Source organism: Enterobacteriaceae endosymbiont of Donacia dentata (assembly GCF_012570745.1).
Lineage (GTDB): Bacteria > Pseudomonadota > Gammaproteobacteria > Enterobacterales > Enterobacteriaceae.
On the sequence record NZ_CP046212.1, the window covers coordinates 278,136 to 296,400 of the forward strand.

The 18,265-nt window shown below is 18.4% G+C and carries 13 protein-coding genes, 2 tRNA genes and 1 pseudogene; 5 read left to right on the forward strand and 11 right to left on the reverse strand.

Annotation, left to right across the window (positions count from 1 at the left end; translation table 11 throughout):
• The gene (gene hemW / locus GJT90_RS01370) at positions 1-1,149 is read left to right on the forward strand and encodes a radical SAM family heme chaperone HemW (RefSeq protein ID WP_168920105.1); all 1,149 of its coding nucleotides are present in this window, start codon (positions 1-3) and stop codon (positions 1,147-1,149) included.
• On the opposite strand, the gene trmB is transcribed toward hemW, so the two are convergent.
• Complete coding sequence (gene trmB, locus GJT90_RS01375; protein ID WP_168920106.1) at positions 1,146-1,844, reverse strand: tRNA (guanosine(46)-N7)-methyltransferase TrmB; 699 nt, start codon at positions 1,842-1,844, stop codon at positions 1,146-1,148. The genes hemW and trmB overlap by 4 nt on opposite strands.
• Before the next feature lie 71 nt (positions 1,845-1,915).
• On the opposite strand from trmB, the gene GJT90_RS01380 reads away from it, so the two are divergent.
• The gene (locus GJT90_RS01380) at positions 1,916-2,149 is read left to right on the forward strand and encodes an oxidative damage protection protein (protein ID WP_168920107.1); all 234 of its coding nucleotides are present in this window, start codon (positions 1,916-1,918) and stop codon (positions 2,147-2,149) included.
• A gap of 27 nt (positions 2,150-2,176) precedes the next feature.
• Here the strand turns inward: GJT90_RS01380 and GJT90_RS01385 are convergent.
• Together GJT90_RS01385 and GJT90_RS01390 are read right to left on the reverse strand one after the other, a co-directional pair.
• A tRNA-Ala gene (locus tag GJT90_RS01385) sits at positions 2,177-2,249 on the reverse strand.
• Positions 2,250-2,257: 8 nt separating this feature from the next.
• Positions 2,258-2,331, reverse strand: a tRNA-Ile gene (locus tag GJT90_RS01390).
• 469 nt (positions 2,332-2,800) lie between these two features.
• Here GJT90_RS01390 and GJT90_RS01395 point away from each other — a divergent pair.
• The 3 genes from GJT90_RS01395 to GJT90_RS01405 all read left to right on the forward strand — a co-directional run bounded on the left by GJT90_RS01395 (position 2,801) and on the right by GJT90_RS01405 (position 6,363).
• Positions 2,801-3,628, forward strand: coding sequence for a TatD family hydrolase (locus GJT90_RS01395; protein ID WP_168920108.1), 828 nt, complete (start codon positions 2,801-2,803; stop codon positions 3,626-3,628).
• Between the two features lie 78 nt (positions 3,629-3,706).
• Complete coding sequence (gene asnS / locus GJT90_RS01400) at positions 3,707-5,110, forward strand: asparagine--tRNA ligase (RefSeq protein WP_168920109.1); 1,404 nt, start codon at positions 3,707-3,709, stop codon at positions 5,108-5,110.
• 83 nt (positions 5,111-5,193) lie between these two features.
• Positions 5,194-6,363, forward strand: coding sequence for a porin (locus tag GJT90_RS01405; RefSeq protein WP_168920110.1), 1,170 nt, complete (start codon positions 5,194-5,196; stop codon positions 6,361-6,363).
• Between the two features lie 90 nt (positions 6,364-6,453).
• On the opposite strand, the gene GJT90_RS01410 is transcribed toward GJT90_RS01405, so the two are convergent.
• The 8 genes and pseudogenes from GJT90_RS01410 to leuS all read right to left on the reverse strand — a co-directional run bounded on the left by GJT90_RS01410 (position 6,454) and on the right by leuS (position 18,228).
• On the reverse strand, positions 6,454-7,095 hold the full coding sequence (locus GJT90_RS01410) for an MBL fold metallo-hydrolase (RefSeq protein WP_168920111.1): 642 nt from the start codon (positions 7,093-7,095) through the stop codon (positions 6,454-6,456).
• 106 nt (positions 7,096-7,201) lie between these two features.
• Complete coding sequence (gene rpsA, locus GJT90_RS01415) at positions 7,202-8,869, reverse strand: 30S ribosomal protein S1 (RefSeq protein WP_168920112.1); 1,668 nt, start codon at positions 8,867-8,869, stop codon at positions 7,202-7,204.
• 216 nt (positions 8,870-9,085) lie between these two features.
• On the reverse strand, positions 9,086-10,396 hold the full coding sequence (gene aroA, locus GJT90_RS01420) for a 3-phosphoshikimate 1-carboxyvinyltransferase (RefSeq protein ID WP_168920113.1): 1,311 nt from the start codon (positions 10,394-10,396) through the stop codon (positions 9,086-9,088).
• A 42-nt stretch (positions 10,397-10,438) separates the two neighbouring features.
• Positions 10,439-11,536 carry a 3-phosphoserine/phosphohydroxythreonine transaminase gene (gene serC, locus GJT90_RS01425; protein ID WP_168920114.1) on the reverse strand — a complete coding sequence of 366 codons (1,098 nt, stop codon included), beginning with the start codon at positions 11,534-11,536 and terminating at the stop codon, positions 10,439-10,441.
• A 44-nt stretch (positions 11,537-11,580) separates the two neighbouring features.
• Positions 11,581-12,696 (reverse strand): rod shape-determining protein RodA, encoded by a 1,116-nt coding sequence (gene rodA, locus GJT90_RS01430; RefSeq protein ID WP_168920115.1) that lies wholly within the window; start codon positions 12,694-12,696, stop codon positions 11,581-11,583.
• 25 nt (positions 12,697-12,721) lie between these two features.
• Positions 12,722-14,383, reverse strand: a pseudogene (gene mrdA, locus GJT90_RS01435) (penicillin-binding protein 2); the annotation flags it as partial.
• A 236-nt stretch (positions 14,384-14,619) separates the two neighbouring features.
• On the reverse strand, positions 14,620-15,642 hold the full coding sequence (gene holA, locus GJT90_RS01440) for a DNA polymerase III subunit delta (protein ID WP_168920116.1): 1,023 nt from the start codon (positions 15,640-15,642) through the stop codon (positions 14,620-14,622).
• A gap of 36 nt (positions 15,643-15,678) precedes the next feature.
• A complete protein-coding gene (leuS, locus tag GJT90_RS01445; RefSeq protein WP_168920117.1) occupies positions 15,679-18,228 on the reverse strand; it encodes a leucine--tRNA ligase in 2,550 nt (849 codons plus the stop codon).
• Between the last annotated feature and the right edge of the window lie 37 nt (positions 18,229-18,265).

The following is an 18,265-nucleotide window of genomic DNA, read 5'->3' on the forward strand; positions in this document are numbered from 1 at the left end:
ATGATTAAATTAAATCAACATTTATATAGTTTATATATTCATATTCCTTGGTGTTTAAAAAAATGTCCTTATTGTGATTTTTATTCTTCTATTTTTATTAAAAATAAAAAAAAAATATATAAAAAATACATAAATAGTCTTTTACTTGATTTAGAACATGATTTAATTTTCATTAAAAATAATATTTATATTACAAGTATTTTTTTAGGTGGAGGTACTCCAAGTTTAATAGATCCAAAATTAATTTTTTTTTTATTAAGTGAAATAAGAAAAAAAGTTTATATATCAAAATCTGTAGAAATTACTATTGAGATAAATCCATCTTCTATTTCTGAAACAAAAATTATAAATTATATAAAAAGTGGAATTAATCGTTTTTCATTAGGAATTCAAAGTTTTGATGATAATAATTTAAAAATTTTAGGAAGAATACATACATCTAAAGATGCTATAAATGCAATCAATATTTTAATTAAAAACAAAATATCAAATTTTAATTTAGATATAATTTATGGAATACCTGGTCAATCATTAAAAAATTCTTGTAATGATTTATATCAAGCTATTTCTTTTAATCCTAATCATATTTCATGGTATCAATTAACGATTGAAAAAAATACAATTTTTGAAAAATATATACCTAAAAATCTTTTAAATGATAATTTATTATGGAAAATATTTGTAAAAGGTATTAAAATTTTACAAAAAAATCAATATTTTCAATATGAAATTTCTTCTTTTGTTAAAAATAAAAATTATATGTGTAAACATAATCTTAATTATTGGTATTTTGGAAATTATTTAGGTATTGGTTGTTCAGCTCATAGTAAAGTAAATATTTTCAATAATCAAATTATTAGAATTATTAAAAATAAAAATATTAGACAATATATAAATGGACATTTTATATCATATAAAAAAAAAATTTTATCAAAAGATATAGTTTTTGAATTTTTTTTAAATCGTTTTCGTTTATATAAAAAAATAAAAAAAACAGAATTAAAAAAATTAATAAATATAAATACAAATATTATGTTTTGTATTCAAAAAGCATTAAAATTAGGATATTTACAAGAAAATAATGATTTTTGGTTTGTAACAAATAAAGGACATCTATATTTAAATAATTTACTAGAAATTTTTCTTTAGAAAAAAGATATTTTTTGATATTCTATGTAAAATATTTTTTTATTTTGTATTTTTGCTTTGTCTAAAAATTTTGTACTTAAAGATAATATATTAAAATTTTTATATATATTTTTATATTCATTAGATTTAATAATAATAAATTTATTTTTATGTTTAAGATTTTTTATACAAGAAATAATATCAATATAATAATCATAACAATCAGTAATAATATATAATAATCCTTTATTTTTTAATTTATAAAATAAATTTTGAATAAAAATTATTTTTAGTAATCTTCTTTTTTTATGTTTTAATTTTGGCCATGGATCAGGAAAATATAATTGAATTAATTTTATTGAACAATTAGGAATCATATATTTAAATACAAAAAAAACATCACAATAAATTAATTTTAAATTTTTAATATTATTTTTCACAATATTTTTAAGACAATTAATAATTCCTGGTAAATATATTTCTACTGCAATAAAATTATATTGCCAATTATTAATGGCAAAATTACAAATATTATTATCTGTACCGAAACCAATATCAAATATAATTGGAAATTTATTATTAAAATAATGTTGAAAATTTATAATTTTTTTTTGATTTTTAATACTAAAAAAATTAAAATATTTAGAAAAAAATATATTGTTAAATTTTGTTAATTTTCTATATCGACAACGATAACTTTTAATATTATTATTCATAGTTTTGTATAAATATTATTTTATATATAAAGTATATAATTAATTAAATAAATCATTAAGGATTATATATTATGTCAAAAAAAATTTTTTGTATTTATTTTCAAAAAAAATTAGAACAATTAAATCATAAAGTATATCCAGGTAATATAGGTAATATTATTTTTTATCATATATCTAAAAAAGCATGGTCTGAATGGCTAATTTATCAAACTAAAATAATTAATGAAAAAAAATTAAATATGATAAAAGAAAAAAATATTATTTTTTTAGAAAATAAAATGATTAAATTTCTTTTTTGTAAATAAAAAAATTAATAAAAAATTATAAAATATTGGAGCTAAGCGGAATCGAACCGCTGACCCTCTGCGTGCAAAGCAGATGCTCTACCATCTGAGCTATAGCCCCTATTTTTTTAGGCTTGAGTGGACTTGAACCACTGACCTCACCCTTATCAGGGGTGTGCTCTAACCAACTGAGCTACAAGCCTATTATATAATATGTAATTATCCACAATTAATATTAAAAGTCAACTTAAATATTTTTTATATTATTACATAATAATGATTTTTCTAAAAAATTAATAATGATAATTTTTTAGAAAAATTTAATATATTAAAATCTTTTTTAAAAAAATTTATTTTTATATAAATTTTTATTTTTTAAAATAAATTTTTTTTATAAAAGATAGAATTTAAATAATTTAATAAAATTAAAAATAATTTTAATAAATTAATAATATTAATGATATGATTGGAGATAAATTAAAATTTATAGTATTTTAAGAAATAAAATAAAAATTTTTTATTTATATAATATAATGATATTATAAATATTAATTAAAATTAAAGAAATTATAATTTCTTTAATATTTAGAAATTTAAAATTAGTAATAGAATGTATAGAAATATTATAAAGAAAAATAAAATAATTTTTATAAAAAAATGTAAAGATATTATATGTTTGATATTAGTGTTAATTTAACAAATAAACAATTTAAAAAAGATAAAAATGATGTAATTAATAGAGCAATTAATAATGGTGTTAACGGTTTATTAATAATAGGATCTAATTTAGAAAATAGTTATGATGCTTATAAAATAAGCAAAAAATATAAAAATTATTGTTGGTCTACGGTCGGATTACATCCTCATTATGCTAATTTATGGAATGATAATTATGTTAATAAAATTATAAAATTAATAAAAAATGACAAGGTAGTTGCAATAGGAGAATGTGGTTTAGATTTTTATAGAAATTATTCATCTATAAAAGAACAATTATTTGCTTTTCATGCTCAACTTGAATTATCTTATTCTTTTAAAATACCAATATATTTACATTGTCGTAATGCTTTTAAATTTTTTTTTAAAATACTAAAATTTTGGTATTACAAAATACCGGCAACAATAATACATTGTTTTTCAGGAAATGAATATGAATTAAAAAAATGTTTAGATATGAATATGTCAATAGGAATATCAGAATTATTTTTTAATTCAAAATACAGAAAAGGTTTTAAAAATGATATTAATTTAATTCCAAAAAATAAATTACTAATTGAAACTGATTCTCCTTTTTTATTATTTAAAAAAACATATAATAAAATATATAAAAAATTAAAGGGTCGTAATGAACCTTCATTATTACCTAATTTATTAAAAAAAATATCATTATTAAGAAATGAAATTTTTTCCGAATTAGATAAACAAACAGAAATAAATACATTTAAAATATTAAAATTAAATAAAAATAATTGTAATTATAATTTCAATAATTTAAAATAAAAAGTCTTATAAAATATTTTAATTTAACATTATAAATATTAAATAAAATTTAAAAATTTAAATAAAGAGTAAAAAATTATGTGTTTAATCTCTAATATATCGCAATTAATAACAAATAAAAAAAACATTAATAGTGAAATATCTATAGGAGGTTGGGTACGTAATAGAAGACATTCTAAAATAGGTATTACTTTTATTAATTTATATGATGGTTCTTGTTTAGAAGACATTCAAATTATTGCTAGTTATAAATTAAATAATTATAAAAATGAAATTTTATTTATTACTAGTGGATGTTCTTTAAAAGTTATAGGAAAATTAAAAATTTCACCTAAAAAAATACAGAAATATGAAATACATGCTTCAAAAATAAAAGTTACAGGATGGGTAGATAATCCTGGAAAGTATCCTATTTCACCTAAAAAACATAGTTTAAAATATTTAAGAGAAGTATGTCATTTACGTCCTAGAACTACAATCATTAGTAGTATTACTAGAATAAGACATAATATAGCATTATATATACATAATTTTTTAAATAAAAAAAAATTTTTTTTAATAAATACTCCATTAATTACTACTTTAGATACTGAAGGTTCAGGAAAAATGTTTAAAGTATCGACCTTAGATTTTTTAAATTTAAAATATGAAAAAAATAAAAAAAATTTTTTTAAAAAAGATTTTTTTGGTAAAGAATCATTTTTAACTGTCTCAGGACAATTAAATTTAGAAACATATGCTTGTTCTATGTCTAAAGTGTATACATTTGGACCTACTTTTAGAGCAGAAAATTCTAATACTAAACGTCATTTAGCTGAATTTTGGATGTTAGAAATAGAAATTGCATTTGCAAATTTAAAAAATCTTATAAATTTTGCAGAAAAAATGTTAAAAAGTATTTGTAAATATATTTTATGTTTTCATGAAAATGAAATTTCTTTTTTATCTAAAAAAACAGAAAATAATTTATTTAATAAAATTAATAAAATTTTATTAAATAAATTTATTATAATTAAATATACCAAAGTAATAGAAATTTTAAAAAATAGTAAAAAAAAATTTTCCCATTCCATAAAATGGGGGGAAGATCTTTTTATAGAACATGAAAAATATTTAACAAATACTTATTTTAATAATCCAGTAATAATATATAATTATCCTAAAAAAATTAAAGCTTTTTATATGTATCTTAATAGTGATAAAAAAACTGTTGCTTCTATGGATTTATTATTACCAGATATTGGAGAAGTTATCGGAGGTTCTCAAAGAGAAAATAGAATAGAAATATTTGATAAAAGATTAAAAGAATTTAAACTTAATCAAAGTGATTATTGGTGGTATCGTGATTTAAGAAAATATGGTACGGTTCCACATTCTGGATTTGGTTTAGGTTTTGAAAGATTAATATCTTATATTACCGGTTTGTATAATATTAAAGATGTTATACCATTTCCAAGAACTCCATATAATGCTAAATTTTAAAAATTTTTTATAAATATAAAAAAATAATAAATTCTTAATATTAATATCAATGAATAATAATTTTATTAATCAGGATAAAAAATATGAAATTTAATATATTTAAAATTTTAATACTTTTTCTACTATCAATAAATTTTTCTAACGCTAGTGAAATTTATAATAATAATGGACAAAAAATAGATTTATATGGAATTTTAGAAATTAAAAATACTGTTTCTAAAAATAATATTAAAATACCTCAGCAATATAGAGATACTGAATCAAATATAATTTTAGGTCTTAAGGGAGTAACTAATATATTTAATGATATATATAGTTATGCACAAATAGAATATAGTCTACCAATACATCAAGTTGAAATAAATAAAGATATTTCTCCATCAATACGTTTAGGATTTATAGGTGTAAAATTTAATCATGGTAATAGTTCCATAGATTATGGAAGAAATTATGGAATATTATATGATGTAACTTCTTACATGAAAAAAAATTCTTTTTTTGAAAAAAATTTTATGTATGATAAAAATGATTATTTTATGTTTGGAAGAACTAATAATCTTCTAACATATAGAAATAAAAATTTTTTTGGATTACTTAAAGGATTAAATATTGCTTTACAATACAAAAATTCTGATCAAAATTATGATGATAATGAAAATTCTTTAGAAAATTCTTTAGAAAATTCAAAACAAGGATGGGGTACTTCTATTAATTATAAAATAGGGAATACAGGAGTAAGTGTTTCAGGTGCATATTTTAATGTTTTAAAAACAACTGATAAAGATAAAAAAATTTTTTCTAATATTAAAATTTTTGACAATAAAAATATTAATACTTATGCAATTGGAGCTAAGTATCAAAAAAATAATATTTATTTAGCAGCCGTTCTTAGTAGTTCATATAATGGATTAAAATATACAGATTTTAATAGTAATGATAATGGACATTTATTTGCTCATAAAATTACAAATTTAGAAATTATTGGACAATATAAATTTGATGATAATTTAAAAACTACCATATCATATACACAATCACAAGGATATGATATTCCAACTGGATATCATTATTTAGGTGGTAACATAGATTTATCAAAATATATTTTGATAAATACAATGTATAAATTTAATAAAAATTTTTCTGCTTATATTGGTTATCGTATTAGTTTACTAAGTAATAATAATGATTATATTAAAAATAATAGAATATTTAATGGAAATATTTTAGGTATAGGCATAACTTATAATTTTTAATAACTAAAATTATTTAATAAAAATAAAATATTTTAACTCTAACTAACTATTTTTAATTTAAAAATTTTATAAAAAATAAATTTTAAATAGTTAGTTATAATTTTTATTATATAAAATATAATTTTTAGTAATTTCTTTATAGACCGTTGTTTGGTTACCATGTCCAGGTAAAATAATATTATTCATTCCTAACGGAATTATATTATTTTTAATAGAATTAATTAAAATATTTAAATTACTTTTTGGTAAATCTGTTCTTCCTATACCATCATTAAAAATGATATCCCCTGATATTAAAAGATTATTTAATTTATTAAAAAATATAATATGACCTGGAGTATGTCCAGGACAATGGTATATTTTTAAAATACTTTTTCCTATACTTATAATTTCATTATTTTTTAACCATATATTATTTTTAAATATACATTTTGGAAGTTGAAAAATTTTATTTTGTAATTCTATATTTTCTACCCAAAAAATATCTTTTTTATGTGGTCCTAAAATGGGTATTTGATAAAAATCAGCTAATATAGAAGCAGCACCAATATGATCTAAATGGCAATGGGTTATTAATATTTTTATTACATCTAGTTTATATATACTTATAATTTTTATAATTTTTTGATATTCACCACCAGGATCAATAATAGCTGCTTTTAATGTTTTTTTACACCATATTAAATAACAATTTTGTTTGAAATTTGTAACAGGTATTGATAAATATTTCATATTTATTACTTTATATATATTTTTAATATATATTAAAAATATATTTTTAAAATTTTTTAAAATTATTTAACTTAAATTTTCTAATTAAAAAAAATAATAATAATTATTATTCACATTTTGCTGCTTTAAAAGCTTCTGTCATTACATTAGAAAAATTATTATTTTTTTTGTTATTATTTTTCTTTTTAATGATTTTATTTTCTAGTTCTTGCATATTTATAGTAATATTAACTATTCTAGTTTTACGATCAATATTATTAATACTACCTTCTATATTTTGTCCTATTTTAAGATTTTTTAATATATTATCAATTTTATAATTTTTATATTCGGATAATTTAATATTACCTAATATACCATTATTTAATTTTAATTTTATATTTTTAATATCTTTATTAGTAATAATACCTTTAATTTTATTATTTTTCTTCTGTTCTTTTAAATAATAATTTAATGGATCTTCTGTTAATTGTTTAATTCCTAAAGAAATTCTTTCTCTTTCTGGATCTACTTGTAAAACTATAGTTGTAATATTATCTTTTTTCTTATATTTATGAACTTCATCTTCGCCTTTTTTTATCCAAGATAAATCAGATAAATGGACTAAACCATCTATACCACCAATTAAACCAATAAAAAGACCAAAATCTGTTATTGATTTAATTTTTCCTTCTACACGATCTCCTTTTTTATAATTTTTTGAAAATTCTAACCATGGATTTAAAGTACACTGTTTAATTCCTAAAGATATTCTTCTTCTTTCTTCATCAATATCTAATACCATAACTTCTACTTTATCGTTAACAGATACTACTTTAGTAGGATGTATATTTTTATTTGTCCAATCCATTTCTGATACATGTACTAATCCTTCTACTCCTTCTATAATTTCAACAAAACAACCATAATCTGTTAAATTAGTTACACGTCCTATTAATTTACTATTTTCAGGATAACGTTTAGATATAGAAATCCAAGGATCTTCTCCTAGTTGTTTTAATCCTAATGAAACACGAGTTTTTTCTTTATCAAATTTTAATATTTTTATTGTAATTTCTTCACCAATACTTACAATTTCGCTAGGATGTTTTACCCTTTTCCATGCCATATCTGTAATATGTAATAATCCATCTACTCCTCCTAAATCTACAAAAGCTCCATAATCAGTAAGATTTTTAACTAATCCTTTTATTTTCATTCCTTCATATATAGTATTAAGTAATTGATTTCTTTCAGCACTATTTTCTGATTCTATTACTGCTTTTCTAGATATAACAACATTATTTCGTTTACGATCTAATTTTATAACTTTAAAATCTAATTCTTTCCCTTCTAGATGAGAAGTATCTCTAATTGGTCTAATATCTACTAAAGAACCTGGTAAAAATGCTCTAATACCATTAAGATCTACAGTAAAACCACCTTTTACTTTTCCGTTTATAATACCTTTAGTATTATTATTATTTAAATTAGCTTTTTCTAAAATTAACCAAGCTTCATGTCTTTTTGCTTTTTCTCTAGAAAGAATAGTTTCACCAAATCCATCTTCTATTAAATCTAAAGCAACATCAATTTTATCACCTATTTTTATTTCCAGATTACCTTGAGAATTTTTAAATTGTACAATAGGAATATAAGATTCGGATTTTAATCCAGCATCTATTAAAACAACATCTTTTTCAATAGAAATAACAGTACCAGTAATAATTGATCCTAAATTAATAATTTTATTTTTTAATGATTTTTGAAATAATTCAGTAAAACATTCGCTCATATTAGTAACTTTTAAATATGTGTTAAAAATATATACTTAAATCATATTTAGTATTATTTTGAAAAAAACTCATACTATCCTTATATGAGGCTGAGATAAAATAAATAATTTAATTTAATTATATATAATATAATTTATGTTAAAATTAACATTAATAGTATTTTTCTGCAACTACTATATAAATTTTTTAAATATTTTTATTAATAGATATTTTAATTATTTTTCTTTATTATTTTTTTTATAAAAACTAATTTTTTTTAATTCTTTAAAAAAGTTTGGATATGTTTTATTTATACATTGAGGATTAATAATACTTACAGAAGTATTTGATAGTGCTAATAATGAAAAACACATAGCAATACGATGATCATTATAAGTTTCAATAATAACTTTTTTTATTTTTTTAGGAGGAGTAATTATAATATAATCTTTACCTGTTATAATTTTTGCTCCTGTTTTTTTTAATTCATTAGACATTGCTTTTAAGCGATCAGTTTCTTTTACACGCCAATTATATATATTTTTAATAGTTGTAGTACCCTTCGCAAACAGACTAGTAACAGCAATTGTCATAGCTACATCTGGAATATGATTCATATCCATATTTATTGATTTTAAAGTATTTTTAGTACAACTAATATAATTTTTACCATAATGTATAATAGAACCCATTTTTTTTAAAATATTTAAATATTGTATATCTCCTTGAATACTATTTTTATTAATATTTTTTATTTTTACTGTTCCCCCTTTAATAGCTGCTGCAGATAAAAAATATGAAGCAGAAGATGCATCTCCTTCTATAATATATTCTCCAGGAGAAATATAATTTTGTTTCCCTAAAATTTTAAAATGTTTATAATTGTTATTTTGTACATTAACTCCAAAAATTTTCATTAATTTTATTGTTATATCAATATATGGTTTTGATACTAAATTACTATTTACAGTAATCAAAATATCCTTTTTTATTAAAGGACTAATTATTAGTAATGAAGTTAAAAATTGACTTGATATGGAACCTTTTATTTCTATATTTTTTAAATTTTTTAATCCTCCTTTTATATGTATAGGAGGAAAATTTATATTTTCTAAATATTTTATAATAGCTCCATTAGTTATTAATGTATCTACAAGATGTTTAATAGGTCTTTCTTTCATTCGTGTATCACCAGTTAAAATAATATCACATTGTTTATTTAATGAAAGTAAAGCAGTTAAAGGTCTTATTGCTGTACCAGCATTACCAAGATATAATTTTAATTTTTTTTGTGGATTAATAATTCCATTATTTCCTATAATTTTACATATTGTTTTATTATTTGACAGTACAAATTTAATACCTAACAACTTTAATGCTTTTAACATATAATTAACATCATCACTATTAAGTAAATTTATTAATTTAGTATTACCTTTAGCTAAAGCAGATAATAATAACACTCTATTAGAAATACTTTTTGATCCAGGTAATATTACAGAACCTTGAATTTTTTCTATAGATTTTAAAATTAAGATATTTTTCATAATATATTATTATTTAAATTAAAATTAAAATCATCATAACATTTATAAATATGATTTTTCAAAATCATTCATAAAATTTATTAATTTTTCAACTCCTTCTATAGGCATAGCATTATATATTGAGGCTCTAATTCCTCCTATTATTTTATGTCCTTTTAAATACATTAATCCATTTTCTTGTGCTTTTTTTAAAAAAAAATTTTCTTTTTTAGGATTTTTTAAATGAAAAACAACATTTGTTATAGATCTATTATTATTAGATATTCTATTTATATAGAAATCACTACTATCTATAGTAGAATATAATAATTCTGCTTTTTTTTTATTTATTTTACTAATATATTTTACTCCGCCTTTTTTTTTTAACCATTTTAGTACTAATCCAGATAAATATAAAGAAAATGTAGGAGGAGTATTAAACATTGAATTATATTTAAAAATAATTTGATAATCTAATACTGAAGGTAATTCTTTACGTTTTTTTTTTATATCATTTATTATTAAATCTTTTTTTATAATAATAATAGTTAATCCAGCAGGACCAATATTTTTTTGTACACTAGCATAAATCATTCCATAATTTTTTATATTTATTTCTTTTGTAAGAATAGAAGATGATAAATCCGCTACAACAATTTTATCTTTTAATTTAGGTTCTTCATTTATTGCAATTCCTTCTATTGTTTCATTAGGACAGTAATGAATATATTTTGTATTATCATTTAAATTCCAATTTTCTATTTTTTTTATATAATAAATTCCATTTTTTTGTCTTACAGGATTAATTATATTAGGTTTACAATATTTTTTTGCTTCTTTTATAGCTTGATTAGACCAATGGCCAATATTTGCATAATCAGCAGTTTCATCATAATAAAGTAAATTCATAGGTATAGCTGAAAATTGTGTTCTAGCACCTCCCTGACAAAATAATATCTCATATTCAAATGGTATATTCATTAATTCACGTAAGTTATTTTTTATATCTTTCATTAATTTAATAAATTCATTATTACGATGACTAATTTCCATAACAGAAATATTTAAATTATGCCAATTTGTAAATTCATTTTGTGCTTTTTTTAATACTTCATAAGGTAATGAAGCTGGACCAGGACTAAAATTAAATATTTTTTTCATTTTTATGATCCTATTAATTTTAATTTATATAAACATCATATATTTTATATTTTTCTATGTATTTTATTAACATCATATGTATACATAGACATAATAATACCAAAATTAGTCATAACAACTACAAAAGATGTACCTCCATAACTAACTAATGGTAAAGGAACACCAACAACTGGTAATAAACCACTTACCATACTTATATTAATAAATACACATAAAAATAATACTAATATTATCCCTCCAATTATCATTTTATTAAAAATATTTTTACAATTTAATGATAAATATATTCCTCTTATTATTAATAACATATATAATATAATAAATAATAATGTTCCTATAAAACCAAATTCTTCAGCTAAAACAGAAAATATAAAATCAGTGTGTTTTTCTGGTAAAAAATTTAATTGTGCTTGAGTTGCATTTTTCAAACCTTTACCCAATAATCCTCCAGAACCGATTGATATTTTAGATTGAAAAATATGATATCCTTTTCCTAAAACATCATAATTACTTTTTGATAACATTAACATTCTTTCTCTTTGATAATCATGTAATAATAACATCCATATAAAAGGAATAGATATTATAAATGTAATTATAGTATTTATTATAATTTTCCAAGATAATCCTGCTAGAAATAACATAATAAGACCAGAAAAACTAATTAAAATAGCAGTACCTAAATCAGGTTCTTTAGCAACTAATATTGAAGGTATTAAAATTAAAATAATTATTTTTAAAAATACTTTTATATTAATAGGATATTTATTTTTATATAAAATATATGTGACTATTAAAGGAACTGATATTTTAGATATTTCAGAAGGTTGAAATTTAATAAAATTAATATTTAACCATCTTTTTGCACCTTTAGTTGTATAACCAAAAAAATTTACTATAACTAATAAAATAATAGAGAACAAATAAAATATAAAAGAATATTTTTTATAAATATGAGGAGGAATTTGTGAAGCTATTATCATAATTATAAAACCTATTATAAATTGTATAAACTTATGTTTTATTAAATTATAATGATAAGTTTCTGATATACTCCATGTTATAAACATACTTAACATTGAAATTAATATTATTAATGCTAATAACATAATATCTATATGTAAAATAGAATTTATAAAATAACTTATTTTTTTTTTCATGATTAATTATATAATAAATTTATATTTAAATTAAAAATTTTTCTTTATGTTTAAAAATATAATCAAAAATTTTTCTTGTTATATATCCTATTGAAATATTACTATTTTCTATAATAATTGTAATAGCTATTTTAGGGTCTTCAAAAGGAGCAAAAGCTATTATAAGCTTATGATCTCTTAATTTTTTTTTTATGCTTTTAACATTACATTTTTTTATATTTTTTAAATTAAAAACTTGAGCAGTTCCTGTTTTTGCAGCTATATGATAATTTGCTGAAGAAAAATATTTATACATAGTACCTTGTTTTTTATTAGCTACATTATACATTCCTAATTTTACTATATCCCAATATTTTATTGGTAAATCTATTATTTTTTTATCTTTAGATGGTAAATAATAATAAAATATATTATTTAATTTTCGTTTTTGATAAATATGTAAAGCTTTACTCATACCATTATTTATTAAAATAGTTAATGCATTATGTATTTGTATCGGTGTGGCATTCCAATAACTTTGTCCTATTCCAACTAAAATAGTATCTCCTAAATACCAAGGTAATTGTATATTATTAAATTTCCATTTTTTTGTTGGCATATTACCTATTTTTTCATCAAATAAATCAATATTAGTTAATTTACCATAACCGAATTTAGTCATCCATTGATGAATTTTATTAATACCTATATTATAGGATAATTGATAAAAAAAAGAATCAGATGATTCTTGTATAGCTTTTATAATATTTAAATAACCATGACCTTTTTTTTTCCAATCTTTATAAAATTGATTAATTTTAGGTATTTTCCACCATCCTGGATCAAATAAAATTGTATTTTCATTTATTAAATTAAAATTTAAAGCAATTAAAGATAAATATGGTTTTACAGTAGAAGCAGGAGGATATATTCCTTGAATAGCTCTATTAACTAATGGATGATTAATATTTTTTAATAAAATATTTAAATTATTATTTCTGTTATTATTCATAAATAAATTAGGATCATAACCAGGTGTTGACACCATGGCTAAAATATTACCATTTTTGGGATTACTAACAATAACAACACCTTTAATATTAATCATTAATGAATAAATATATCTTTGTAAAAACAAATCAATTGTTAAAAAAATATCACTTCCTGTATATGCATTTTTTTTACAAATTTTATATTTATATTTACCTTGATTATTTGTAGCAATTTTTTGATAGCCTACAGTACCATATAATAAATTTTCATAATATTTTTCAATACCATTAACTCCTATTGGATGATTTTTAATGTATCTTTTTATAAGATTTGTGTTTTTAAAAAAAATACTTTTTTTATCATCATATAATTTAACATAACCTATTACATGAGAAAATATCCTACCATAAGGATAAAAACGTTTTTGAAAAGTTACTAAAGATATTTCAGGAAATTTATATCTATTTACTAAAAATTTTGATTTTTGTACTTGACTTAAATTAAATTTTAATATTATTGATTTATAGTTATTATTTTTAATGTTTTTTTTTATAATATTGATTATATCATATTTATTATTTTTTAATTTTAAAATTTTTTGTAAATTTATAATTTTTTGAAAAAAAATATTAGTATTATTGGGTTTTATTTTTAAACGATAAAAAATTAAATTTTTAGCTAAAACTATACCATTTCTATCATAAATTAATCCTCTGTTTGGTACTAAAAAAAAAAATTAGTATAATTTAATTCTGCCTGTAGTTTATATTTTTTATAAGATTTAATTTGTAAGTAATATAAATTATATATTAATATAATCATTAATATGAAAAATATTTTTATTAAAAATTTTGTTCTTTGTAAAAAAATTTTTGATTTTATTTCTTTTTTTTTTAAAAAATTATAATTAATATTCATTAGTAATTTATAACCTATAATATTTTAAATATTTTATGAAAACAATAAAGTTAATCTTTCTAAATCAATCCAAAAATATTTTTCTATATAATTATTTATTATAAAACTTTTAATATTTATTTCAATTTCTAATAATAATTGAATTATTAAATATAATTTTTTATAATTTAATTTTTTTAATGATGTTTTAAAAAAAACAATTTTTTTTATAGAAATTATTTTATTTTGTTTAAAAATTGTATTTAAAGAATATTTTTTTAAATTTCTATATATTTTTAAAATTAAAAAAATATTTTTTTGTAATTGATGTAATATTAAAAATGGATTTTGTTGAGTATATCTCATATATTTAATTATATTAATACTATTTTCTATATCTCCTTTTAAAAGAGAATTAATTAAATTACTTTCTTTTAGAAAAATAAAATTACTAATATTATTTAATATAATTAATAAAGAAGAATAATTATTATTTTTTTTTTGTAAAGAAATATTTTTTATAACTTGATTTAGTAAAATTAAATTATCAGAAAAATAATTTTTTAATAAATTACAAATATTTTTATTAATAGGTAAATTAAATTTTTGAAAACAATAATTAATCCAATTAACTAATTTTATATTAGTTAACTTATTACATTTTATAAAAATAGAAAATTTATTATTTATAATATTCCTTATTATTTTTTCTGTATATAAATTTATATTATTATGAATTTCTATAATTAATATATTATTGTTATTTGTTAAATTTATTAAAAATATTAAATTTTTTATATATTTAATAAATATATTTTTATTTAAAAATATTAAATGTATAATTTGTTTTTTACAAAAAAAATCATTTGTAGAAAATTTAAAAAAAACATATTTCCAATCAAAATTATTATCTACAATAATAATATTATTTTTAACAAATTTTAATTTTAGAAATTTATATAATAATAAATTTATATTTTTTTTTATAAAAAATAATTCATCACCAGCTATAATATAGCAAAAATATTTTTTATCATAAATTTTTTTATAAAAAGTATTAAATAATATTTTACTCATTTTTTATTAAAAATTAATTTTTAAATTAATGAAAATTTATATTTTTTTTGTTACTATATTAAATATTTTATATGGAATATAAATTGTTTTTATGATTGTAATATCTTTTAAAAATTTAGATATTTTGTTGTGTAATAAAATATATTTTTGAATATTATTTTCTTTTTTTTTATATTTTAATGGAACTGTAAGATTATATTTTTTTTTACCATTAATTTGAATTACAAGATTAAAAGTATCAAATAATTTAGCATCAATATTTTCAATTATAGGCCATGATTCATAATCTATATTAGTCTTATTTTCTATATGTTTCCATAATACAAAACAAAAATGTGGTGTAAATGGATATAAAATTTTTAATACTATTAATAATCCATTATAAATAATTAAATAATCTATTTTATTAGATATTTTATATTTAATAATTTTATTAACTAAAGACATTATAGATGATATAGTTGTATTAAAAATTTGATGTTTTTCAAAATTATTTGTTGCTTTTATGATAGTATCATTTATATAATTTTTTATTATTAATTGTTTTTTATTATATTTAGTAAACATACAATATTTTTCATAAATTTTTTTATAATTATAATTTAATTTTTTATATTTATAAATAAATCTCCATAATTTTTTTAAAAATTTAAACATTCCGTTAATTCCTGATTCTTTCCACTCTAAAGACATAGTTGGAGGAGCAGCAAACATAATAAAAAGACGTAAAGTATCAGCCCCATATTTACGAATAATATCTTGAGGATCAATACCATTATTTTTAGATTTAGACATTTTTATCATACCATTATAAATTAATTTTCTTCCTTTTTTATCAAAAATATTTGTATTATTATTTTTTTTAGAAATAACATTTTTAGATGAAACCCAATGGTATTGATTATTTTTATCTATATAATAATAAGAATCAGCTAAAACCATTCCTTGACATAGTAATTTTTTTACCGGTTCATCTGTGTCTAATAATCCTATATCTCTCATTAATTTATGAAAAAAACGAAAATACATTAAATGCATTGTTGCATGTTCTATACCACCAATATATTGATCGATAGGTAACCAATATTTTGCTTTTTTTTTATCTAACATATTATTATTATCATGGGGACATGTATATCTTGCGTAATACCATGAAGATTCAATAAAAGTATCAAAAGTATCAGTTTCTATTTGTCCAATTATTCCATCCTTATTATATTGAAACCATTTTAAATTTTTTCTAATTTTTTCATTATAATTTTCTTTTATATTTTTATTAAAAAATTTTTTAGGAAAAATTAGAGGTAAATCTTTTTTTTTAAAAGGTATAAAATTACCATCATTTTTTATAATAATAGGAATAGGAGTTCCCCATAATCGTTGTCTTGAAATACTCCAATCTTTTAAGTGATAATATTTTTTATAAAAAGCTATTTTTTTTTTCACTAAATCATTAAATAATAATTTATTATTAACTTTATTATTTTTATCAGCATTCCATATTTTATTTTTATTTATAATTAAAATATTACATTTTTCTGCTAATAATAAATCTATTTTATTATATTGAGGAATGCCTATAGTAGCATTAATTTCATGAATTTTAGATAAGTAATTTACTATTATTATTGGTATTTTTTTTTTTGTAAAAATATTTTCAGCAAATAATAAACTATTTATACATTTTATCTTAATAGGTAAAGATAATTTTTTTTCATAAGAAAATGAAAATTTACATTTTTGAATAAATTTTTTAATTTCTTTATTTTTAATAAATTTTTCACATATAGGATGATTATATAAAATTTTTATAAAATTAATATCTATACATTGATATTTTAATTCTAAAAAAACATTAAGTTTAATATTAGTATTAAATATTTTAAAAAAAATTTCTATTCCTTCTATTTTACCTATCCAATTTTTTTGCATATTTTTAACTTGATTAGGCCAATGTTCTAATTTTTTTAAATAATTCAATAATTCTTCAGAATAAGAAGTAATTTTTAAAAACCATTGTTTAATCCACTTTTTTTTAACAAAACTATGACATCTCCAACAAGAATTATTTATAACTTGTTCATTAGCTAATATTGTTTTATCTGTAGGACACCAATTTATTAAAGATTTTTTTTTATATGCTAATCCTAATTTATATAATTTTAAAAAAAACCATTGTTCCCAACGATAATATTCAGGATCACATGTTGTAATTTCTCTATTCCAATCAAAACTAAATCCTAATAATTTTAGTTGTTTTTTCATGTATAAAATATTATTTTTAGTCCAAATTTTAGGAGAAACATTATTATTATAAGCTGCTATTTCAGCAGGCAAACCAAAAGCATCCCATCCAATTGGATGTAAAACATTTTTACCCAACATACGTTGATATCTAGCAATAACATCTCCTATAGTATAGTTACGAACATGACCCATATGTAATTTACCAGATGGATATGGTAACATTGATAAACAATAAAATTTTTTTTTATTATAATTTTCTGTTACTTTAAAAGTATTTTTTAAATCCCATTGTTTTTGAACGTAAGATTCTATTTCTTTAGGAGAATATTCTTTTTTCATATAAAAAAATTTCCGAATTTATTATTTCTAAAATTAT